This is a genomic window from Oceanobacillus sp. FSL W7-1293, from assembly GCF_037969815.1.
Lineage (GTDB): Bacteria > Bacillota > Bacilli > Bacillales > Amphibacillaceae > Oceanobacillus > Oceanobacillus oncorhynchi.
Genome location: NZ_CP150212.1, coordinates 3,426,956 through 3,450,504, shown reverse-complemented (window position 1 = coordinate 3,450,504; position 23,549 = coordinate 3,426,956). Strand labels below are relative to the sequence as shown.

Sequence of the window (23,549 nt, the reverse complement as noted above, 5' to 3'; positions counted from 1 at the left end):
AGGAAAGCGTATATGAGACAAAGATATAAACCATGGGCAGATGATTATTTAAAAGAAAAAAATCATATTGTATTAGAGAACCCGAGCGTACATAAAGGAGAATGGAAAAAAGTTTTTGGCAACGATAATCCGATTCATGTAGAAATTGGTTCAGGCAAGGGGCAATTCATTACAGGAATGGCAAAACAGCACCCGGATATAAACTTTATCGGCATCGAGGTAGCGAAAAGTATTATTGTTTCCACAGTTCAAAAAGTGGATGAAGAAGCGTTAGATAATATTCGCCTCTTGAATGAAGATGCGAATGATTTACTTGCTATATTTGAAGAAAATGAAATCGGGCAGATTTATTTAAATTTCTCCGATCCTTGGCCTAAAAATCGTCATGAGAAGCGTCGATTGACCTTTAGAAGCTTCTTGGAGCAATATCAGCATATTCTGCCGAAATCCGGTCAAATCGTTCTCAAAACCGATAATCGCGGATTATTTGAGTATTCATTAGTCAGCTTTTCCGACTATGGAATGAAGCTGAAAGAAGTGAATTTAGACTTGCATGCTATTGAGGATGAAACGAATGTGAAGACAGAGTATGAAGAAAAATTCGCTTCCATGGGACATGTCATCTATCGCTGTACAGCACAATTTTCATCATTATAAAGAAAGCTGGAGGCACAGCAAATCTTCAGGCGTAAGCCACGCTTTCATCTGGCAGATGAAAATAAAGGATTGACAGTACTTCTGTTTATTTGTCATAATATATACGATATGAATGGATATGATGAACCTTTAATTCAGTCCCGCGAGGCTGGTAAGGAATACGGATAAAGCAAAATAAATATGTCCTTTAAAGAGAAGTTTCCAAAGCTTAATAAAAATGATGTTGAAGATTTTATGGTCTTTTTTATCATCCTTTTGGAATACATATTTAATGGATAATGTTCCTTTGTATATTCTGACACCTTACCCCCGGACTGGTAAGGTGTTTTTTAGCTAGAGAGCAATTGGATATAGAATACATACAGAAGGGACAGGTATTGATGAAATCAAGAGAAATACAAGTACATGAACGGCTGCCATTATTACAGAGCTTGCCTTTAAGCCTGCAGCATTTATTTGCGATGTTCGGCTCCACGGTTTTAGTACCGCTTTTATTTAACGTAGATCCAGCAACCATTTTAATGATGAATGGGTTTGGCACACTGCTGTATATCTTTATAACGAAAGGGAAAATTCCTGCTTATTTAGGATCGAGCTTTGCTTTTATCGCACCAGTTACGCTGGTTCTGACAGACGGGGGAGGTTATGGTGCCGCTTTAGGCGGTTTCTTCGTAGTGGGCCTTGTCTTGACGATTATTGGAGTGATTGTCAAATATGCGGGTACAAGCTGGATTGATGTTATTTTCCCGCCGGCAGCGATGGGAGCCATTGTAGCCGTTATTGGGTTGGAGCTTGTGCCTACAGCAGCAGATATGGCTGGATTATTGCCGGCAGCGGATGCGCCGAGAGATATGACTGCGATAACGGTATCCTTGCTGACGTTAGGGGCAACCATCGTTTATTGGGTGACTTTAAGAGGATTCCTGAAAATTATACCGATTCTACTCGGTATAGTAACTGGTTATCTGATTGCGGCGATGTTTGGAATTGTAGATTTTACATCCGTACGCGAGGCAGCCTGGATTCAAATGCCGACGTATTATCAGATTGAGTTTAACTGGTCTGACATCCTTATTATCTTACCGGCGGCGCTGGTGCTTGTGCCTGAACATATTGGACACCTGGTAGTTACAGGTAATATTGTAAAGAAGGATATGGTAAAGGACCCCGGCTTAGACCGTTCTTTATTTGGTAATGGTATTTCTACAATGCTTTCCAGCTTTTTCGGATCGACACCAAATACCACCTATGGTGAAAACATTGGGGTCCTTGCGATTACCAGAGTATATTCTACATGGATTATCGGCGGGGCTGCAGTGTTAGCAGTTATTCTTTCCTTCTGCGGGAAGCTTGCTGCTTTAATTTCATCTATACCAACTCCGGTTATGGGCGGTATTTCTTTACTGCTTTTCGGTATTATCGCAGTAAGCGGTTTGCGTATGCTTGTAGAGCAGCAGATTGATTATAATAATTCACAAAATCTTATCCTGACCTGTGTAGTATTGGCAATTGGTGTCAGCGGAGCCAGCATTGAACTTGGTGCAGTAGAATTGACAGGGATGGGGCTGGCGACCATTGTTGCCATTTTAATCAGCTTATTCTTTAAACTGCTGGATGCTCTCAACTTATCGAATGAGGATAAGTAAATAAATATATGGATGAGGCATAGAAAGAAAACTGCGCTCGAATGAAATTGGAGAGAATTTCATATAGAGCGCAGTTTTCTTTTTATATAACAATTTTTGCAATAAGTATGCATAACCAATGAATATCGAAAGCGATACCAATTCCTAAGCAATAGCTATTTGATATAGAAAAAGGAATAGAAACGTATTATACCAGTCTGAAAGCCGTTTAAAATTTTTATTGACGAACCATCTGTTTGGTGATAATATTTCGATTATCACTAAAATAGTTTCGTTATGGATAGAAGATTCAAAGCAGTGCTAAATTCTTTTGGACTGCATTTTTACACTTTAGACTATGAATTTTTTTCAAAAGAATATCAAAAATATGAAATAATTTATAACTCTATTAATAGTCTGAAAAATATGTGAATATATGAACAACTATAGGCAAAATTCACAGAATCTTTTATATAACGAAACCATTTAAGCAGTTCGTCGATTGTCTTTGGGCATAGAAATGTTCATAATCTTTTAGAGAACAGACAGCAGGAACAACATAATTTAATTATTGGAGGATGAATGAACATGGCACAAATGCTTGCATTAGTTCTTATTGTATTGATTTTATATATTGGAGACGTGGTTGCTGCCAAAACCAAGGCTTGGGTACCGTCGATTTTTGTCTGTGCCGTTCTGTTTTTAGCCGGCTATTGGACCTTTTTCCCGCAGGATATAGTTGAAATAGCAGGTATACCTCCTGTAGTTGCTACAGTGCTGATGTACATGCTGATTGTAAATATGGGAACACTTTTATCCTTAAAAGAGCTGAAGCAGCAATGGCGTACGATTTTAATCGCTCTCGGCGGTGTTTTAGGCGTTGTTGCCTTCCTGCTTAGCTTTGGCACCTTGCTTTTCGGATTTCAGGCTATGGTTGTCGCTGTTCCACCGTTAGTGGGAGGACTGGTGTCTTCACTGATCATGTCAGAGGGCGCTGCAGAAGCAGGTCTGGTAAGCTTATCTGTATTTGCAATCGTTATTTATGTCATGCAGGGGTTTGCTGGCTATCCTTTAACATCTGTAATGCTGAAAAAAGAAGGAAAGCAGTTATTGAATAAAATACGCAGCGGTGAATTAAAGGAAGCTGACACATCGAATAAAATCGCAGCTGAAGAATATGAAGGCGCAAAGTTATTTAGGAATCTTCCGGAACAATATAATACCAGTTATTTTATATTTTTTAGATTAGCTGTTACCGGGTTCCTTGCTTATCAGATATCTGCATGGCTGGAGCCAATCGTATCTGTCAGTCCGATGGTCCTTTGTCTGTTATTCGGTGTTATCGGCAGAAGTGCCGGTTTCTTGGAGAAGCAGGCGCTGCAGAAGGCAAACGGATTTGGTTTTGCGATGTTGGGGCTGATGCTTTATATTCTTGACGGATTAAGAAATGCTACCCCGGATATGATGCTTGATATTATCTATTTATTAGTCGGAAGTATTCTTTTAGCTGTCATCGGAATGTATATTTTCTCCTTTATCGTTGGCAGGCTGTTTAAGGTCAGTAAGGCAATGGCATATGCAATATCCTTAACTGCCTTCTACGGCTTCCCGGCGGATTATGTAATTACCAATGAGGTAATCAACTCCTTGACGAAGGATACGAAGGAAAGAGAAATATTGACGAGCCACATGCTCCCCCCGATGCTGGTTGGCGGATTTGTGACCGTAACGATTGTATCTGTTATACTAGCAGGAGTATTTGTCAGTTTCTTGTAGATTGAGGGAGGAATCATTACGTGAAAGCAAATCAGGAAAGAATTGAAAAACATATTAAAGCATTAAGCAGATACACAGCGACGCCAAACGAAGGAACCACGCGCTTGACTTACAGTGAAGAAGATTTACAAGCCCGTACCTATATTAAAGGGCAGATGGAAGCATATGGGTTAGAGGTAAGAGAAGACGGTCTCGGCAACATTTTTGGCAAGCTGGAAGGTGAAAAGAAGGACGCGCCAAGTGTAATCGTAGGGTCTCACTTTGACAGTGTTCCTCATGGCGGGGATTATGACGGCCCGGCTGGTGTGATTGCCGGTCTAGAAATCGCTGCATTATTCCAGGATAATAAAGTTAAGCCGGTATATCCATTAGAAATTATTGCGATGATTGAAGAAGAAGGATCAAGGTTTGGCGGCGGTTTAATGGGCTCCAGAGGAATTGCCGGATATCTTTCAAAGGATGATATCCAAGAGATCAAGGATAAGGACGGTATCTCTGTCCCCGAAGCAATGAAAAAGATTGGTTTAGATCCTTCATTAGAGGTGAAACGAGATCCAGAAACAATCAAAGCATTTTTAGAAATGCATATTGAACAGGGTCCTATACTAGAAGAAGAGCAGATTTCCGTGGGAGTTGTGGAATCTATCGTCGGATTAACGCAATTAGAGGTAACGATTGACGGGAAAGCAGGACATGCTGGTACAACACCGATGGATCGGCGTTCAGATGCACTGGTAGCAGCTGCCAATATCATTACCAGACTGCCGCAGATTGCATTGGAAGAAGGGGAAGGAACTGTAGCAACAGTAGGAAGACATCAGGTATTTCCAAACGGAGCAAATGTAATTCCGGATAAAGTTGTTTTCTCTGTTGATATCCGTTCCAGCAAAGAAGCACATGTAAAAAATGTCGTGCAGAAAGTAAAAGATCTGGTTCGCTCTTGGGAAGCCGATGGTATTCAGACTGCAGTAGAGCAGTCCTTATACATGCAGCCTAAGGAACTGAATAAGGAAATTCGTTCGCTGCTTGAAGCATCCTGTGCGGAGCTAAATACTTCTTTTATCAACATGCACAGCGGAGCGGGACATGATGCGATGGTCCTTTCCGATATAACAGATGTCGGTTTAATTTTTGTACCGAGTAAAGACGGGCTGAGCCATTGTCCGGAGGAATGGACCGCAACCCATGAGCTGGCTGCAGGTATCGAAGTATTATACGAAACTGCATTAAAATTAACGGAACAATCCTAGTGTCGATTTGGCACTGGGATTTTTTTAATAGGTTATATCATATATGTTATGATAATAAAAAGAAGAAACGATGGAGTAAAAAATGGTCAATAAAAAAAGCCCGCTGAAAAATTCAAGCCGGCTTTTGCAGATGTATTGATTAATTTATGTAATGATGGTAAAATATAAAAGTTAAAGATATATAAAACAATATATATCCATATAGTATAATTATACATTATAACAATAAGTACGTCAATAGTTGTTTTCGGAAATAAAGGGGGAAGTTGATGGATAAGCAAAGGGATAGCCATGAATTTGAATATCAGCGACTAGAGAAGGTATTAGATATTATTGATATGAAACAACATGCTTTGAAGGAACAATCCTCCAAGGTGAAGGAAGATGTCGTTGAATTACGTAAAACATTCTGGGATGATATTACCGTTAATATGGACGAAATGGATGACATTATTGAAACACAGGAAAGTATTAAGCAGCAATCTAATATCCTCGCACAGAAAGAGCGGCATTACGGAAAAAATTATCAGCGGATGAACCAATTAGAACGGCTGAAAAACCAGCCTTACTTTGGGAGAGTTGATTTTCAGGAAGAAGGCAGTGAAGAAATCGAGAAAATTTATATTGGCACTTCTTCGTTAATGGATGAAGAAGAGAAGGATTTTCTTATCTATGACTGGCGGGCTCCTATTTCCAGTATTTATTATGACTATGCTCCTGGCCCGGTAGAGTATCGGACGGAGGAAGAAACTGTTTATGGCGATATGAGTTTAAAACGCCAATATATGATTCGAAATGGAAAAATGAAAGGAATCTTTGATACGTCCGTAACCATTATAGATGAGATGCTCCAGGAAAGCTTAAGCGGGGCGGCTGATACGCAAATGAAATCGATTGTTTCCACGATTCAGCAAGAGCAAAATGCCGTTATCCGCCATCGCGGCAGTAAGGTGCTTGTTGTACAAGGTGCAGCGGGAAGTGGAAAAACATCTGCAGCATTACAGCGTATTGCCTATTTACTTTATCATCATCGGACTAATTTGACAGCGGACCAGGTGCTGCTATTATCTCCGAATGATTTATTTACAAGCTACGTAGCAAATGTGCTCCCTGAATTGGGGGAGGAGCCGGTCAACCAGCAAACCTTTCATCAATTCGTTCTCAAAGGAACAGATAAAGCATTGCATGTAGACACCCCCTTTGAACAGATTGAAAAACTGATGGGGTTAGAAGAAGAAAAACAAAAATCATTAAGGGATGCAATTCAGTATTTTTCCAGTACGGCTTTTATGGACACAATTAATCAGCATTTAGAGAAATTAAATCAAACAAATCTTGTTTTCCGATCCATCCGTTTTCGAAATGAATTGCTCATTGATAAGACAGAGATTGAAGATTATTTTGCATCCTTGGAGAAGGATATGCGTCTTCCAAATAAAATGGAGCAGTTAAGAAATTGGCTGCTGCAGCGCATTCGTGCATTCCAAAAGGAAGAAATCAAAAAGGATTGGGTTTTGGATCAAATCCAGCTGTTAACCAAAGATGACTATATGAAAGCTTATCATGAAGCAGAAAATGAACATGAAGAAAGCAGTATCCAAGATGAAGAAAAGGTTTTGAGAGAGAAAATTATTCGTAAAACATTCGCTCCATTGCAAAATATGATCCGTCAGAACCGTTTTATTAATACATTTAAAATGTATATGGACTTTATCGCAGAATTGAATGGAACCAGTGCGCTTCAACAATATAAAGCAGAAGCAATTAGGCAGCTCCGGAAAAAACAGCTTCCATGGGAATTGGCAACAGCTTATAACTACTTTAAAGGGGGAATGATTGGCCACCAGGTCACTCGGCCTGTACATTTGATTGTTATGGATGAGGCACAGGATTATACGCCTTTTCAATTTGCTTATTTAAGACATCTTTATCCGTATGCCAGTTTTACACTGCTTGGGGATGTAAACCAGGCGATTTATTCCTATGCATCGGAGGAAAATCCGATTCAGGAGGATATTTCGTTTAAGGAAAGTACAGAGCGGATTGTATTAACGAAAAGCTATCGCTCAACGAAGCCGATTGCAGATTTCACATCATACTTTTCACCGAGCAGTGAACCGGTTGAACCGTTTGAACGCAGTGGTTCACTTCCAGAAGTCATTCAATTGACAAAATCCATTTCTGAAAAGGATGCATTGCTTCATAAAATAGAAGAGAAGCAGCAAAACGGATATGAAACGATTGCCATTATAGCAAAGACGGCAGGCGCTTGTGATAAAATATATCAACAGCTGCGTAAAGAAATAGATATTAAACAAATTAATGAGCATACCAAAACCTATCAAAAAGGGGTCGTGGTTGTCCCAGTTTATCTAGCGAAGGGGATTGAATTTGACGCGGTAATTCTTGCAGATGCTTCCAGTGAAGTGTATTCACATCCTACAGATAAATATTTGCTTTATACCGCGTGTACCCGTGCTATGCATGATTTGACCTTGTTGTACTATAATAAAATATCTCCATTCCTAAATGAGGTTCCTAAAGAAAAGTACAGGTATGCGACGATTGTGGAAAGGTAAGAAAGAGTGTGAAGAATAAATATTTCTTTCTTCGTATGCTAATTAAATAAAAAAGAATATCTTTTAGCTGAGCAAGACTATAAAAAGCCTAACATCCATTTGCTATTTATAAAAGTGAAGTAATGTTAGGCTTTTTATTTTATAACTATCCGGAGTTTTAGCCGAATTGCACTATTTCTGCTGTGGAAACCATAGATAATTTTTACATTTTTAAAATAACTTTGAACCTGGTTATATCTCCTCTGTCTCTGGAAATAGAATACTCAATTGGAGTGTTTTTATCATCATACGTAACAGTGTCTACAAGCTGAATAGCACTATTTTTTTCAATATGCAGCATTTTTGCTATTTCCTCACTGGCGTTAATCGCTTCAAAGGTTCTGGTCGCATAATCGATTTTAATATGATAATTTTCTTTAAGTACATTAAATAAAGATAAAGCAGCGAAATCAAATTTATCAAGATCGGGCGCTATGTCTTTTGGAAGGTATGTTGTAACGAGAATAGAGGGTTCATCCTCAATATATCGTAATCTATCTAATTTATAATACTCCTTATAGCTGTTTCCAAAGATGCTCTTAAGCTTTTTATTGGAATTTATTTTTTGTATGTTTAGTACTTCTGTTTTTCCATGCAGACCCTGACGGTTTACTTCTTCATCAAAACCTCTTAATTTTTCTAAGTTCCAAAGGTTTAATGTTGGTTTTTCTATAAATGTTCCTACTCCTCGTTTCACTTTTAAATATCCTTCATTCACAAGTAATTCAACAGCTTTTCGAACAGTTGTTCGACTTACTCCATAGCTGCTTATTAATTCATTCTCTGCTGGAAGTTTTTCATTTAATTGATACTCATTATTATTTATTTTCATAATGATATCTTCTTTTATTTGGTGATATAAGGGGATTGCGCTATTTTTATCTAAAATGACAGATTTTTTTAATTCCAATATTTTCACCTCTCCTTATAATGATGTCATTATCACTTTTATTATATATGTTGTTAGTAGTGCTGTAAAACAAATTCCAATATATAGATTTTATGACTAAAATAATAATTTTAGAAAATTTTAAAAGAAAGCGCTTTACAAAAGCGATTTATAATGATAAATTTATATCATGACGTCATGATGTCATGATAATTGAATGAGGGGTGAGATATTTTGAGCACTTGGTTGAATCTAGAAGGAAAAGTTGTCATTGTAACAGGAGGCTGTGTTGGAATTGGTGCTAAATTAGTTGAGAGCTTTCATCAAAATGGAGCGAAAGTAATTGTTGCAGATCTATCCGTTACGGAAAACTATCATGATAATAATATTCACTATATGAAATGTAATGTAACAAAAAAAGAAGAAATTACAAATTTAGTGAATGAAGTCTTATTGCAATATAAACAGATAGATTGTCTGGTAAATAATGCGGGAGTGAATCGAGCCAGGTTACTGGTAGATTATTTTAATGATGATGAGAAACACGAATTATCAGAAGAAGATTTTGATTTTATGGTTAATGTCAATCAAAAAGCAGTTTTTCTATGTGCCCAAGCAGTTTCTAAAGTAATGATTAAGCAAAAAGCAGGAGTCATTATTAATATTAGTTCAGAAGCAGGTGCAGAAGGTTCCAAAGGTCAAAGTATTTACGCTGCTACAAAAGGCGCAGTGAATTCCATGACATTATCTTGGGCGAAGGAATTAGGCTCTTTTAATATCCGGGTGGTTGGAGTAGCGCCAGGAATCAATGAACCTACACCGATGGGTCATCCTAAACATGTAGAAGATTTAGCATATACCAGAGGAATAAACGCAGAGAATATTTCTGCAGATTATCATAAAGTAATTCCTTTAGGCAGGGTAGGTAAATTAGAAGAAATAGCTAATCTTGTCACCTATTTAGCTTCTGAAAGAGCTAGTTACGTAACTGGAACGATTGTAAATGTAACTGGTGGAAAGTCTAAAGGATAAGTGATGTGCATTGTTAGCTTTAGTTAATATTTTAATTGTTTAGGAGGGATTTCGTGCGTAATGAAGACATTGTAAAACCATGGATTTTAATCGTTACACATGGGGAATTTGGAAAAGAATTGAAAAAAAGTGCAGAAATGATTATGGGGCAAATGCAAGATACCTATTGTTTTTCTTTATTAGAAGAGATGGATCCTTTAGAACTTAAAAATCAAATCAATGATGTTCTAAACAATGCTCCAGGAGAATCCATTATTTTTACCGATATATTTGGAGGTACTCCTTCTAATATAGCTGCCACTTTCTCAAAAAAACATTATGTTATCTCTGGCGTTAATTTACCAATGATTGTCGAGGCTGAGATTTCAAGAACACAGATGGAAATAAGAGATTTAATCCACAAAATAATACATTCAGCTTCAGAGGGTATACAAAATATTTCTGAAATTATGAGTGAAAGGGAGCGAATTTAATGCATGGTATTAAGCTTGTACGTGTTGACTTTCGGCTTATTCATGGCCAAGTAATTACAAAATGGAGAAATAAAGTTTCCGTAAATAAAATTATTGTAGTTAATAATGAACTGTCTGAAGATGAATTTATGAGTGATATCTATGTAATGGCTGCTCCGCCAGATATGGAAGTAGAGGTTATATCTGAAAAAGCATTTGTACAACGTGCTCAATCAGGTGAGTATAATCAAGGAAATATTTTAGTTTTATTTAAAAGTATTATAGATGTACTTCATGTTTATAGAGAAGGAGTCCACTTTGAATTGCTTCAAATTGGCGGATTGGGAAGCGGAAATAAACGAACTTCTGTTGTAAAAGGAATAGCAATTGATCAGGATGACGCCGATATGCTGTTAGAAATGCAAGGAGAGGGAACTGAAGTAACATTTCAAGTAACACCTGAAGAACCTAAATTAAAATTAGATAGTGCAGTAAAAAAATTGAAAAAGTAAAGGCTAGGTGAAGTGGAATGGATATGTTAGCAATTGCTATATTTACTGGTTTATGGTATTGGATTTGTAAAACAGATATTGGTTACGGCATTACTCATGCCATTAGACAGCCATTATTTTCTGCCATTCCTATTGGTTTGATTATGGGAGATTTAAAAACAGCTTTAATTATTGGTGCAGGTGTACAAATTCTATATATCGGATTAGTTGCTGCTGGTTCTAATTTACCAGCTGATGATTCTTTAGCTGGTTTGATAGCAATTCCCATTGCTATTAGCGCAAATTTAAGTACAGAGCTAGCGATAGCTATAGCAGTTCCGGTAGGGGTCATGGGTGTATTTATTGATCAATTAAGAAAAACCGTTAATGTGGTATTTGTTCATATGGCAGATAAATTTGCTGCTGAAGGAAATGCAAAACAAGTGGTTCTTTCAGCGATATTATATCCTACCATACTCAGTTTCTTTATGCGTTTCCCAGTTCCTTTTTTTGCAAACCTCTATGGTGCTAATGCTGTTGAAAACTTTATGAATAGTGTGCCCGAATGGCTTCTACATGGTTTTAGTGTGGCAGGAGGATTATTACCTGCTCTTGGATTTGCTTTGACGATGTTTGTAATTGGGAAAAAACAATTGCTGCCTTGGTTTTTTATCGGTTATTTTCTTGTTCAATTTAGCGGATTGCCAATCATGGGTGTAGCTATCTTTGGAATTTGCATCATTATTTTACTGAATGTATATCAAAATAACAAAATGGGGGTTCAGTAATATGAAAGATAAAGAAGCGCAGGATTTAATAAGAGAAGCTTCACATACTCCGATTACACGAAAAGATGTAAGGAAAAGCTGGTTTTATTATTATTTGTTTGCTGAGATGGGAATCTCCTATGAACGTTTACAAGCATTGGGATTCACAACTTCCATGGTTCCGATATTAAGAAAGTTATACCCAAATAAAAAAGATTTTGCAGAAGCTTTGCAAAGACATCTAATTTTCTATAATACAGAAGCAGTTTTCGGTGCGCCAATCAACGGTGTTGTTATTGCTATGGAAGAACAAAAAGCTAAGGGAGAGCCAATTGAAGGAAATGGAATTACAGGGATGAAGACAGGTTTAATGGGTCCTTTAGCTGGAATTGGTGATTCTATTGACTGGGCTACCCTTAAGCCGATTATTTTTGGTCTTGGAGCCAGTTTATCTGCTACTGGGAATATTTTGGGAGCCTTTATCTTACTGCTATTACCGCTGATTCAAATTATAATCGGCTTAAATCTTTCTGTAGCTGGTTATGAGACGGGTAAAGCTTCTATAAAAGATTTATTGCAATCAGGTAAAATCAAGCAATTAATCACAAGTGCAAGTACGTTAGGTTTGTTTATGATGGGGGCGCTTTCTTCAACCTATGTTGAAGTGAGTACACCAATACAATTTTCTTTTGGCAGTGAAACAGAGCCTTTTGTATTACAAGAAGTGCTAGATAGTATTGTTCCAGGTTTATTACCTTTAGCGGTAGTGCTAGGGATTTATTGGTGGCTGCTTAAGAAAAATCAAAATTTCGCTATTATCATGCTTTTGATTATTGCAGTAGCTCTTATTGGTGCAATAACAGGAATATTATAAACCAGCATAAAGAGAGGTAGGATGAGATGAAAGCCGTTCACTTTGGTGCAGGAAGTATAGGAAGAGGTTTTATTGGAGATTTATTATTTGAATCTGGCTACGAAACGACCTTTATAGAAGTGGATGAACAGATTATAAAACAGATAAATGAAACAAATAGTTATGACTTATTTGTGATTGAGGAGAATTATAGAAGAAAAACAATTTCAGGTGTACAAGCACTTTCCTCTATTGATAATAGAGAAGAAGTTATTTTGAAAATTTCCGAAGCAGACATCCTGACCACCTCTGTTTGGGCGAATAACCTTGGCAAAATAGCACCGTTGATTTTAGAGGGGTTAAAAGCTAGAAAAAAAGCTGGTAAACCGAAACTAAATATATTGGCTTGTGAGAATGCAATGTTTAATTCAGATATGTTAAAGCATTTTATTTTAGAATGTGATCACCACATATCTGAAGAAATGCTTGATCAAATTGCCAGTTTTCCAAATACTACGGTAGATCGTATGGTAATAGAGGATACAAGAAAAGGTTTAAACGTCATTCATATAGGAAAGGATTTTGAACTTGTTGTAGAAAAACAAAAATTGGCAGACCCTTCTAATCCGCCTTTAAAAAATGTTTACTATACTGCTAATCTTCAAAAATATATTGAGAAGAAGTTATATATCATTAATGGTGGACACGCTTGGGCAGGATATATTGGTTATGTACATGGCTACAGGATTATTCAAGATGTTTTCCAAAACAAAACCATAGTTAATGAAATAAGAGAGACGATGGTAGAGTGCGCCAAACTTTTAGAACGAAAGTATGACTTTCAACTGGATGAATTATTAGCTTATATTGATTTTTCAATCCGCCGTTTTCAAACTCCTGGTGTCCAAGACACGATAAATAGGGTATGCAGGTCGCCAATCCGAAAGCTTCATACGGATGATCGATTAGTAGCACCTGCGATTCAATGTGAATCGTATCAATTGAAAAATGAAAATTTATTGCGTGGAGTAGCAGCTGTATTTTTGTTTCGAAATGATACAGATGATGAAGCTGTAGAACTAGAGAAATTTATTAAAATGAATGGGATTTGCAAAGCAATTACTGAATTTACAGGTATTGAAGAAAATAATCCATTGTTTCAAAGGATAGAAGAGAAATACAAGGAGTTAAAAGATAGTTTCAATGTTTAGTGGAAAACAAATTCAAAAATTTATATAAATATCTTAGGAGGATATTATGCGTTTTTCTAATAAAGAGGGAATTGCTGTTGTTCATGCGATTATCGAAGAAATTTTATCAAATAAAGACTATCTTAGCAAGGTTGATGCAGCGGTAGGTGATGGAGACCACGGTATTAACATGAGTAAAGGTTTCAACATGGCTGATGAAGAAATTACTGGTTCAGATTTAAACATGAGTGAAGGGTTCTTAGTGATTAGTAAGACACTGATAAGCAAGATAGGTGGTTCTATGGGACCGTTATACGGAAATTTTTTTAGGGGATTAAGTGTTGCATCTAAAGAAAAAGAGATGATTGACGGTACCGTTATTTTAGAAATGTTAAGAAAAGCATTTTCCAATATAACACTGATTACAGATGCTTCAGAGGGAGATAAAACATTAATTGATGTTTTAAGCCCTGCAATAACAGCTTATGAGATAAATTATAAAAATGACCATAGCTTACCTGATTGTTTAAAAGCCATGACAACCAGTGCCAAAGAAGGATTAGAAGCCACTAAAAATATGGTTGCAAAAGTAGGACGTGGAAGTAGATTAGGCGAACGGACATTAGGACATCAAGATGCAGGTGCAACTTCTTGTTACCTTATATTAAAAACGTTTTCAGAATCCATTACAAAGATAGTAAACGCGAATAGTTAAGGAGGATATATCCATGCAGCGATTTATCAATAATCCAGATCTCATTGTAGATGATTTAATCAAAGGTTATGTAAAAGCTCATAAAGGATTCATAGAAAAATCAGCAAAAAATGACCGTGTAGTTAAAAGAAAAAATTCTTCAGAAACAAGGAAGGTTGGAATTGTTACTGGTGGAGGAAGCGGTCATGAACCAGCTTTTTTAGGATATGTTGGCGAAAATATGGTGGATGCTGTTGCTGTAGGGGAAGTTTTTGCTTCTCCGCCAGCAGAAGCTTTTTACGATGCCATTATAGAAGCTGACAGTGGAGAAGGGGTAGCGTGTCTTTTTGGCAATTATGCCGGAGATAATATGAACGTGAAAATGGCAATTCAAATGGCTGAGGAAGAAGGGGTTAACGTAAAATTTGTAACTGCTAAAGATGATATTGCGTCCTCTTTGAAAGAAACCAGCCATCGAAGACATGGTATTGCTGGCGGCGTATATATGTGGAAAGTAGGAGGAGCAAAAGCAGCTTTAGGTGGAACGTTAGACGAGGTGATCGCTGTAGCACAAAAAGCTGCAGATAACACCAGAAGTATCTGTGTAGGTTTAAGTTCTTGTACAATACCAGCCGCTGGAACGCCTAATTTTGAGATAGAAGAAGGAATGATGGAGTTTGGAATTGGACATCATGGTGAGTCAGGCGTACGAGTAGAGAAATTAAAAAGTGCAGCAGAAATAGCTTCTATGATGACTGATGCATTGTTGGAGAATTTTGCTTTTGAAAAAGGACAGAATTTAGCTTTGCTTTTATCAGGATTAGGGAGTACGCCAAAGATGGAATTGCATGTTTTATTCGATACGATAGAAGAAGTGTTGAAAAAACAAAATCATTGTGCAGAAATGGTTTTAATAGGGGACTATGCGACATCTCTTGATATGAATGGAGTTTCTTTATCTTTAATGAGATTGGATAGTGAGCTGAGAGAATTATTAGCATACCCTACAAAAACACCAGGATTAACAATCGTTCGATCATAAAATAATTAAATGAGGCACAGGAGGAAAAATTTATGAAATTACAGTTGGCATTAGATGAATTACCTTTGGAAGAAGCATTGGAATTTGTAGAAAAAGTAGAAGCGTATATCGACATTATTGAAATTGGTACCCCATTAATCATATCAGAAGGTATGCGAGGGGTCAGAAGCTTTAAAGAAAAGTTTCCTGAGAAAGAGATATTATCCGATGAGAAAATTATGGATGGCGGATATTTTGAATCTGAATTAGCGTTTAACTCCGGTGCAGAGTATGTCACTGTTTTAGGAGTAACAGATATTTTAACAGCAAAAGAATGTTTAAAAGCTGCAGGGAATTTTAATAAACAAATTGTTGCAGATATGATATGTGTAGAAGATTTGCCTAAGAAAATTAATGAATTAGAAGAAATTGGAGTGCATGTTTTAGCGGTTCATACTGGTGCAGACCAGCAAGCTGGTGGAAGAACACCGATTGATGATTTAAAAATAATGAAAAAGTTTGCAAGAAAAGCAAAGATAGCGGTAGCTGGAGGGATAAATAGTAAAACAATCCATCAATATGTTGAACTAAAACCTGATATTATCATTGTTGGTACAGGAATAACGAAGGCGGAAGACCCAGTAAAAGAAGCTAAATATATTAAAGAGGCTATTTCCAACAGAGAGGGTGTTTGATAACATGTCCAGTTATAATCATTTAATAAAGATTATAGATGAATTGTCTGCAAATGCTCAGGAAATTAATAGCGAACAATTAGATAATGTAGAGCACTTGATTGAGAAAGCCAATAGAATTTTTGTAGCAGGTGCAGGGCGTTCTGGGTTTGCAGCCAGAGCCTTTGCCAATCGGCTAATGCATCTTGGTTATCAATCTTATTTTGTCGGCGAACCTACTACACCTTCTATACAGAAGGGAGATTTGCTGATTATCGGATCAGGGTCTGGAGAGACAGACAGTTTGGTCACAATGGCTAAAAAAGCCAAAAAAGTAGAGGCGACTGTTGCAACCCTGACAATTTTTCCGATAAATACAATCGGCTCTTTAGCTGACGCTTATATTACTCTGCCTGGAGTAACTTCTAAGGTAGATAAGGGAGAATCTGATTTAACTTCACCGCAACCGAAAGGCTCATCCTTTGAACAGTTAAGCTGGTTAGTTTATGACAGTATGATTGTTACATTAAAAAATAAAAAGAATCAATCAGATGAAGATATGTTTTTTAGACATGCGAATCTGGAATAGTGGCAAAGCTTTAAGAGTTATCGCATGCATCTTTATATGGAACAGCTGATGCAAAAAATGGAGACTGAATTCATCCAATCCAGTCTCCATTTTTTCTTATTGATAATTATTCGTCTCAAAAAGGTCAATCAGCTCAATATCTGGATTTTTATCTTTAAACCAGTTTAATGCAAATTCATTTCGGAACAGCACGAGAGGCTGATCCTGGCGGTCACGTACCAGCAGGTTTCCGGAATCAAACAAGGAAGCATCTGCCTGCTCAGGCTTTAGCCATCTTGGAATCCGTTCACCAATCGGCTCCATGATTACTTCGGCGTTGTACTCATTTTCCATACGGTAGGTGAAAACCTGATATTGTAATTCTCCGACGGCGCCTAAAATAAAGGAATCTGTTAATTTGTCCCGGAACAGCTGAATAGCGCCTTCCTGAACAAGCTGTTCAATTCCTTTACGAAATTGCTTCGACTTCAATGCATTTTTCGCCATGACTTTTTTAAAGATTTCCGGCGGGAATTGCGGCAGTTCATCAAATTCATATTTTTCTTTGCCGGTCAGCAGTGTATCTCCAATTTGGTAGGCATTGGGATCATAAATACCGATAATATCACCGGCGTATGCTTCTTCGATGGTTTCTCTGGAAGACGCCACCATTTGTTGAGATTGAGCGAGTTTTAATTCTTTCCCGGTCCGGGCTAACGCAACACTCATCCCGCGTGTGAATTTTCCGGAACAAACACGTAGAAAAGCAATTCGATCACGGTGGGCAGGATTCATATTGGCTTGGATTTTAAAAATAAATCCAGAAAAGTCTTCTTCTTCCGGTTTTACGGCGCCTTTGGTCGACTTACGCGGTGTCGGACTCGGTGCTAAGCGGATAAAGGAATCAAAAAATGTTTGCACGCCAAATGGGGAAAGGGCGCTTCCGAAGAAAACAGGAGTTAATTCGCCGTTTAAAATGGCTTTTTCCGAATAGGTATTTCCAGCTTCCTCCACCAGCTCTAATTCATTAATGGCATCTTGGTAGGTTCCATTTTCGGTTAACTCTGGGTGATTTTCTAATTCTTTATAAGGGATATAGCTTTCCTCTGCTCCTGGATGATGCTGTACAAATTGTTCATTTTCCCGATCAAAAATTCCGAGGAAGCCTTTGCCCATACCAGCCGGCCAGTTCATTGGATACGTATCGATTTCTAATACCTCTTCTAATTCCTCCAATAAAGCTAGCGGCTCTTTTCCTTCCCGGTCTAATTTATTCATGAAGGTAAAGATAGGAATTCCGCGCATCCGGCAAACCTTGAACAGCTTAATTGTCTGTGCTTCAATTCCTTTCGTAGAATCAATAATCATCACAACGCTGTCAACTGCAGTTAAGGTCCGGTACGTATCCTCACTGAAATCTTCGTGTCCAGGGGTGTCTAAAATATTGATATGAAAGCCTTCATATTCAAAGTTCATGACACTGGATGTAACCGAAATACCACGTTGTTTCTCGATTTCCATCCAGTCGGAGGTAGCGAATTTGCCGGATTTTTTCCCTTTGACTGTTCCAGCTGAACGGATAAGGTTACCATATAATAATAATTTTTCCGTCATCGTTGTTTTCCCGGCATCGGGATGCGAGATGATCGCAAATGTTTTTCTTTTCTGTACTTCTTCTTGAATTGACATAGTGAAATCCTTTCTATCATAGACTGATCCATTTTTTACAGCTTTATACGTGATTGTTTATAGATCAGAAGCTAATGTTTAAAAATCATCATTGGTTTATTAGATGTTTGCCTATTGTTGCTTTATAATATGCAATAGATATATCATACTACAATTTAACCTCTTTCGTGAAATAGAAATCAGGTAATATAATAAAAAAAGTCAATCAGATATTAATTTTGACAGCGTGAAATTAAAGTATGTGAAATGAATGAAAAGGTCGTGCGGGAAATGGTATGGGTATCCAAACAAGAAATAAAAGAACGATGCGGAGAGTTGTCTTATAAATATGGAGAACGTCTATGGAAAAAGGGGAATGTGCAGTTAACCTTTTTGGAACAGCAGCTGATTGGAACGGTCAGAACCACGGATGATTTTCATATTACAGTCACGTATCGAAATAATAAAATAGAGAGCACTGCGTGCAGCTGTCCGAAGCTCGGATCTTATACATTAGATTGTCAGCATATCGCTGCGGTCTTAATCGGTATCCACGAAACAGGAGAGCCGGAAGCTGCCACACCGTCGCTGACAGGAAAGCCGGTTAAGGAATTTCGTCAGCGCGGCTATTTTGAGACAAGGCAGGCTATTCCGGTTCATTTTTACCTGTGTATTCCAGCAGAACCGGAACGGACCGCATTGCAAATGACTGTTCAAATCGATGGAAAAATCGTCCATGATATTATTGCTTTTTTAGAAGCACTGAAGAGCGGAAGGCATTTTTCAATTGCTGATAATCTATCCTTTGATGCAAGCAAATTTTATTTTGAAGATGACTGCAATCAGATTTTAGAACAGCTTATCCATGTCTATGAGGATCAGCAGATGATTGGCAAGCCCTTTGAGGATAAAACAAGCTGGATTTCGATCCCGGCTTCAGCATGGGACCGTATGGAGAAATTACTATCTGCAAGCCCGCTGGTATCCCTTTATATGGAGGCAGATGATTATCATAAGCAGCCATTACATTTTTATGATGCACTGCCTCCGCTTTCTTTTCGTGTCTATCAGTCAGATGCAAATTATTCCATCGCTTTTCGAGAAAGGAAAGCTACAATTTTTTTGCTTGCTTATCAGCTTATTTATCAGAGCGGATCCCTTTATTTATTAACAGAAGAAGAAAAGCAGCTGATTACTTTATGCGAGCAGCTATGGCAAAAGCAAACACAAACCATCGTTGTCAGCAGGGAGCAAATGGTTTCTATCTCAGCACTTTTAGAGCGGGTTGGTGAAGTGGAGGATAGGACAGGAATGCTAAAGCATCTTAATATTCCGCTGAAAGCTGGTGTTTATATAGATCGGGTCCATAATCGTCTTCTGGCTGGTGTGGAATTCCAATATGGAGATAAAAAGATAACGCCATTTGAGAAAACAAGTCTGATTCGCCGGGATAAAGAAAAGGAAGCAGAAATTATTGTTTTTCTGGAAAGAAGTGGATTTGCGAATACGGGAGGCAGTTTTATTCTGCAAAATGAACAGCTGGAATATGATTTCTTATATCATCATTTACCAGTATTGTATAAGATGGCCGATGTTTTTGTAACGAATGCCGTTCGTAATCAAATCAGCAAGAAGCGGTTTCAGCCAATTGTACGTGTGAAGCATAAGCGTGACAGAACAAATTGGCTTTCTTTTGCCTTTCAAGTGAAAGGTTTTTGGGAGCAGGAGGTTCGACAGATTCTGGAAGCGATAGAAGAAAAGCGGCCTTACTATCGCTTAAAGGATGGTTCTTTTCTGACATTGGAAACAGAGGAGGTAAAAGAATTAGAAAAATATCTGCTTTCCGTTTCGATGACACCTTCTGAAATTCTGGAGGAAATTGAGCTGTCGCTGAAGGAGGGGTTGTCATTTGCCCACCGGATGGAGGATAACGGTTATTTGGCTGACGGGGCAGCTGTGAAGGAAATGATTCATGCTATTCAGGTGCCGGCAAAGGAGAAGTATCCAATCGCAAAAGAAATTGAGCCGATTTTAAAACCTTATCAGCAGGATGGCGTACGCTGGATGCTGGCGGTGGCTGAAGCTGGACTGGGCGGTGTTCTGGCAGATGAAATGGGGTTAGGAAAAACCGTGCAGGCTATTGCTTTTTGTATCACGAAATTTCAGCAGCAAGAGAAAAAAGCACTTATTCTGATTGTCTGTCCGACCTCGCTGAGCCATCAGTGGAAGCAGGAATGGGAATTATTTGCACCGGCTTTTTCCGTTGATATATTGGAAGGTACCGTTAAAGAAAGAAATCAAAAAAAGAAAGCATTTAAAGAACAGGATGTATGGATTGTTTCCTATGGTGTATTGAAAAATGAAATCGATTGGCTGAAGAAGAAGGCTGCTTTCCAGACGATTATTTTTGACGAGGCGCAAACCTTTAAAAATCCGGCAACACAGGTTTTTCGTACAGTAAAGAAATTAACAGCTGATTATCAGTTTGCGTTAACAGGCACGCCATTAGAAAATAAAGTAGAGGATGTATGGTCAATTTTTCATATTATATTTCCTGAATTACTCGGCGGCTTAAAGGATTTTTCCTGGCTTACTAATGACCAGGTGCTGAGAAGAGTTCACCCATTTATGCTGCGGAGAGAGAAAAAGGATGTGCTGCAGGACTTGCCGACCAAAACGGAATATATTGAACGTGTTCCGCTGACGGAAGAACAAAAACAAATCTATATTTCCTATTTATCCAAGTTAAGACATCCTAAATTTAAACATTTGGACCGTGCAACGATTCGTAAAAATCGTATTCGTATCTTAGCGGGGTTGACTCGATTAAGACAAATTTGCTGTGATCCGGCATTATTTGTACGGGATTATCATGGAGAGTCAGCTAAACTTAAGCGGCTGATGGAAATTGTGAAGGATGCCAAGCGTTCTGGAAAACGTCTGTTGATTTTTTCTCAATTTACACAAATGCTGCAGCGAATAGGCGATTTATTAAGGGCTGAGGAAATTTCCTACTTTTATTTGGACGGACAAACACCTGCTGAGGAACGGGTCCAACTCTGCCGCGCTTTTAATCAGGGAAAAAATGATATTTGTCTGATTTCGCTGAAAGCTGGCGGTACTGGATTAAATTTAGTGGGTGCTGATACGGTTATTTTATACGATACATGGTGGAACCCGGCAGTAGAAGACCAGGCAATCGATCGTGCACATCGAATCGGTCAAACAGAAGATGTTACCGTGATTCGGATGCTGACCGAAGGAACCATTGAAGATAAAATGTTCGAGCTCCAGCAGAAAAAAAGAAATCTGATTGAACAGATGGTACAAACCAAGGATTTGTGGAACAATCAGCTGACGGATGAAGACGTAGAGAAGCTGCTGCTGGGAACGCTGGAATAAAAGAAACAGCTTAAAGGGAAGAGGTAAGGCCTCTTCTCTTTTAAATTCTTAAAAAGAAGGTTCAATAACAAAATCTATAGTTGGAAAATATAATTAAATGTGATATAAGCAACTAGCTAGCGGAGGAAATACAGGTAGACTCCTGGTCAGCTAAGAACGGTCACGTCCTGTGACCAACGACCGACACTAGGACGTCCTGTCCGTCGTGGGAAAGCGCAATGGTCTTCGGTGGGGCGAGTAACCGCAAAAGCTCTTCGATGGGACGAGTAATCGCAGTCCCAGTGGGAAGATTCCGCAGAAAAAAGCGATTTTCTTTTTTTTCTACCCGCAGGGCATAAGTGCAACCTTGCTTCTGTCTGCGCCTGTCGGCTTGCCAATCAGCAAGTCTTCTTTAAAAGAGATGAGCTCGGGGCCCATGGAAAGCGTAGTGTATTTCCCTAGCGGTCGCTTACAGCAAATTTATATCTATTATGTTACCCATGGATTTTGGTGAAGAGATAAAAAGAAAAAATATATCTAATCAATAAGAAGCTTGACGTTTTGTTAAACAAATGATTATGCTTAAGAAGAGAATGAATAACTTTGCATGAAATCAAGGGAGGCTGCTTATTATGGTGACATCAAAAAAAATCATGGAACTAACCTCTGCCTATGGTGCAAATAACTATCATCCGTTACCGGTGGTTGTTGCAGAAGCAGAAGGAGTCTGGGTGAAGGATCCTGAAGGAAATAAATACATGGATATGCTAAGCGCATACTCTGCTGTCAATCAGGGACACCGGCACCCAAAGATTATTCAAGCACTGAAAGATCAGGCAGATAAAGTCACACTTACTTCAAGAGCTTTTCATAATGAACTATTAGGGCCTTGGACAGAGCGCCTTGCGAAATTAACAAATAAAGATAAAGTTCTGCCGATGAATACTGGAGCAGAAGCAGTAGAAACAGCGATAAAAGCAGCACGCAGATGGGCATATGAAAAAAAGGATGTTGATGATAATCAAGCGGAGATTATTGCTGCAAAAGGAAATTTCCATGGCAGAACAATGAATGCGATTTCATTGTCGAATGACCCGGATGCAACTACAAACTATGGCCCTTTTGTACCTGGGATATATAAGATAAATTATGGAGATATTCAAGCGTTAAAAGAAACCATCACACCAAATACGGCAGCAATTATTATCGAGCCGATTCAAGGAGAAGCAGGTATTCTTATCCCGCCGGAAGGCTATCTGCAGGAAGTTCGAAAAATATGTGATGAAGAAAATATATTATTTATTGCTGATGAAGTACAGACTGGTTTTGCCCGCACAGGAAAAATGTTTGCCTGTGAATGGGAAAATGTAGAGCCGGATATTTATGTGATGGGGAAAGCATTAGGCGGAGGAGTGCTTCCTATCTCTGCCATTGCCGCTAATAAAGCGATTATGGATGTATTTACGCCCGGTTCACATGGCTCAACATTTGGAGGTAATCCATTAGCCTGTGCTGTTTCGATGGCGGCATTGGATGTGATTGAAGAAGAGGAACTGATTGATAAATCACTTGAACTGGGCGAATACTTTGCAATTGAATTATCGGCTATCAGCCATCCTGATTTGAAGGAGGTTCGGGCTAGAGGATTATTTATCGGTGTAGAATTTACTAAGCCCGTCCGGCCGATTTGTGAAGCGTTGAAGGAAAACGGCATTCTGTGTAAAGAAACCCATGAAACCACCATTCGTTTTGCCCCGCCGTTAGTGATTACGAAAGAAGAGCTTGACTGGGCACTGGATAAAATAAAGAAAGTGCTGCAGGCGAATTAAATATATTTTTTTGCGTCCCAATGAATTTTCATTGGGGCTTTTTTATGGTGTGCCAGCCTTTTCTGAGGCAGTACGTTATTAATTCCCAAACAGTGCCAGTATGGAAATAAATCA

General features: G+C 38.3%; 19 protein-coding genes. 17 read left to right on the top strand and 2 right to left on the bottom strand.

Features of this window, described 5'->3' with window-relative positions:
* The first annotated feature begins 12 nt into the window (after positions 1-12).
* The 5 genes from trmB (at position 13) to helD (ending at position 7,887) form a co-directional block, all read left to right on the top strand.
* Positions 13-657 (top strand): tRNA (guanosine(46)-N7)-methyltransferase TrmB, encoded by a 645-nt coding sequence (trmB, locus tag MKY65_RS16870; protein ID WP_339178814.1) that lies wholly within the window; start codon positions 13-15, stop codon positions 655-657.
* 380 nt (positions 658-1,037) lie between these two features.
* Positions 1,038-2,303: a uracil permease gene (uraA, locus tag MKY65_RS16865; RefSeq protein WP_339185286.1), complete on the top strand. Its 1,266-nt coding sequence runs from the start codon at positions 1,038-1,040 to the stop codon at positions 2,301-2,303.
* 567 nt (positions 2,304-2,870) lie between these two features.
* A complete protein-coding gene (locus MKY65_RS16860) occupies positions 2,871-4,058 on the top strand; it encodes a hypothetical protein (RefSeq protein ID WP_339178812.1) in 1,188 nt (395 codons plus the stop codon).
* Positions 4,059-4,078: 20 nt separating this feature from the next.
* Positions 4,079-5,308: a Zn-dependent hydrolase gene (locus tag MKY65_RS16855; protein ID WP_339178810.1), complete on the top strand. Its 1,230-nt coding sequence runs from the start codon at positions 4,079-4,081 to the stop codon at positions 5,306-5,308.
* Between the two features lie 269 nt (positions 5,309-5,577).
* Entirely contained in the window at positions 5,578-7,887 is a 2,310-nt protein-coding gene (helD, locus tag MKY65_RS16850; protein WP_339178807.1) for an RNA polymerase recycling motor HelD, read from the top strand.
* Between the two features lie 202 nt (positions 7,888-8,089).
* Here helD and MKY65_RS16845 read toward each other — a convergent pair whose 3' ends face one another.
* Complete coding sequence (locus MKY65_RS16845) at positions 8,090-8,836, bottom strand: GntR family transcriptional regulator (RefSeq protein WP_339178805.1); 747 nt, start codon at positions 8,834-8,836, stop codon at positions 8,090-8,092.
* 210 nt (positions 8,837-9,046) lie between these two features.
* On the opposite strand from MKY65_RS16845, the gene MKY65_RS16840 reads away from it, so the two are divergent.
* The 10 genes from MKY65_RS16840 to hxlB are packed head-to-tail and all read left to right on the top strand — an operon-like array spanning position 9,047 to position 16,578.
* The gene (locus MKY65_RS16840; RefSeq protein ID WP_339185285.1) at positions 9,047-9,847 is read left to right on the top strand and encodes a sorbitol-6-phosphate dehydrogenase subunit; all 801 of its coding nucleotides are present in this window, start codon (positions 9,047-9,049) and stop codon (positions 9,845-9,847) included.
* A 53-nt stretch (positions 9,848-9,900) separates the two neighbouring features.
* The gene (locus MKY65_RS16835) at positions 9,901-10,320 is read left to right on the top strand and encodes a PTS fructose transporter subunit IIA (protein WP_339178802.1); all 420 of its coding nucleotides are present in this window, start codon (positions 9,901-9,903) and stop codon (positions 10,318-10,320) included.
* Complete coding sequence (locus MKY65_RS16830; RefSeq protein ID WP_339178800.1) at positions 10,320-10,811, top strand: PTS sugar transporter subunit IIB; 492 nt, start codon at positions 10,320-10,322, stop codon at positions 10,809-10,811. Before MKY65_RS16835 ends, MKY65_RS16830 begins: the two co-directional genes overlap by 1 nt.
* A 17-nt stretch (positions 10,812-10,828) precedes the next feature.
* Complete coding sequence (locus MKY65_RS16825; protein WP_226895006.1) at positions 10,829-11,578, top strand: PTS sugar transporter subunit IIC; 750 nt, start codon at positions 10,829-10,831, stop codon at positions 11,576-11,578.
* 1 nt (position 11,579) lies between these two features.
* Complete coding sequence (locus MKY65_RS16820) at positions 11,580-12,431, top strand: PTS system mannose/fructose/sorbose family transporter subunit IID (protein ID WP_339178796.1); 852 nt, start codon at positions 11,580-11,582, stop codon at positions 12,429-12,431.
* Positions 12,432-12,457: 26 nt separating this feature from the next.
* Positions 12,458-13,621, top strand: a complete 1,164-nt coding sequence (locus MKY65_RS16815; protein WP_339178793.1) for a mannitol dehydrogenase — start codon at positions 12,458-12,460, stop codon at positions 13,619-13,621.
* Positions 13,622-13,667: 46 nt separating this feature from the next.
* Positions 13,668-14,315 (top strand): dihydroxyacetone kinase subunit DhaL, encoded by a 648-nt coding sequence (dhaL, locus tag MKY65_RS16810; RefSeq protein ID WP_339178792.1) that lies wholly within the window; start codon positions 13,668-13,670, stop codon positions 14,313-14,315.
* A gap of 13 nt (positions 14,316-14,328) precedes the next feature.
* A complete protein-coding gene (locus MKY65_RS16805; RefSeq protein WP_339178789.1) occupies positions 14,329-15,336 on the top strand; it encodes a dihydroxyacetone kinase subunit DhaK in 1,008 nt (335 codons plus the stop codon).
* Between the two features lie 32 nt (positions 15,337-15,368).
* The gene (gene hxlA / locus MKY65_RS16800; protein WP_339178787.1) at positions 15,369-16,010 is read left to right on the top strand and encodes a 3-hexulose-6-phosphate synthase; all 642 of its coding nucleotides are present in this window, start codon (positions 15,369-15,371) and stop codon (positions 16,008-16,010) included.
* Between the two features lie 4 nt (positions 16,011-16,014).
* Positions 16,015-16,578, top strand: coding sequence for a 6-phospho-3-hexuloisomerase (gene hxlB, locus MKY65_RS16795; protein ID WP_339178784.1), 564 nt, complete (start codon positions 16,015-16,017; stop codon positions 16,576-16,578).
* 96 nt (positions 16,579-16,674) lie between these two features.
* Here the strand turns inward: hxlB and MKY65_RS16790 are convergent, their stop codons facing one another.
* A complete protein-coding gene (locus MKY65_RS16790; protein WP_339178783.1) occupies positions 16,675-18,246 on the bottom strand; it encodes a peptide chain release factor 3 in 1,572 nt (523 codons plus the stop codon).
* A 246-nt stretch (positions 18,247-18,492) separates the two neighbouring features.
* Here MKY65_RS16790 and MKY65_RS16785 point away from each other — a divergent pair, with 246 nt between their 5' ends.
* Together MKY65_RS16785 and MKY65_RS16780 are read left to right on the top strand one after the other, a co-directional pair.
* Entirely contained in the window at positions 18,493-21,627 is a 3,135-nt protein-coding gene (locus MKY65_RS16785; RefSeq protein ID WP_339178781.1) for a DEAD/DEAH box helicase, read from the top strand.
* Between the two features lie 611 nt (positions 21,628-22,238).
* A complete protein-coding gene (locus MKY65_RS16780; RefSeq protein WP_339178780.1) occupies positions 22,239-23,435 on the top strand; it encodes an ornithine--oxo-acid transaminase in 1,197 nt (398 codons plus the stop codon).
* Positions 23,436-23,549 lie beyond the last annotated feature (114 nt).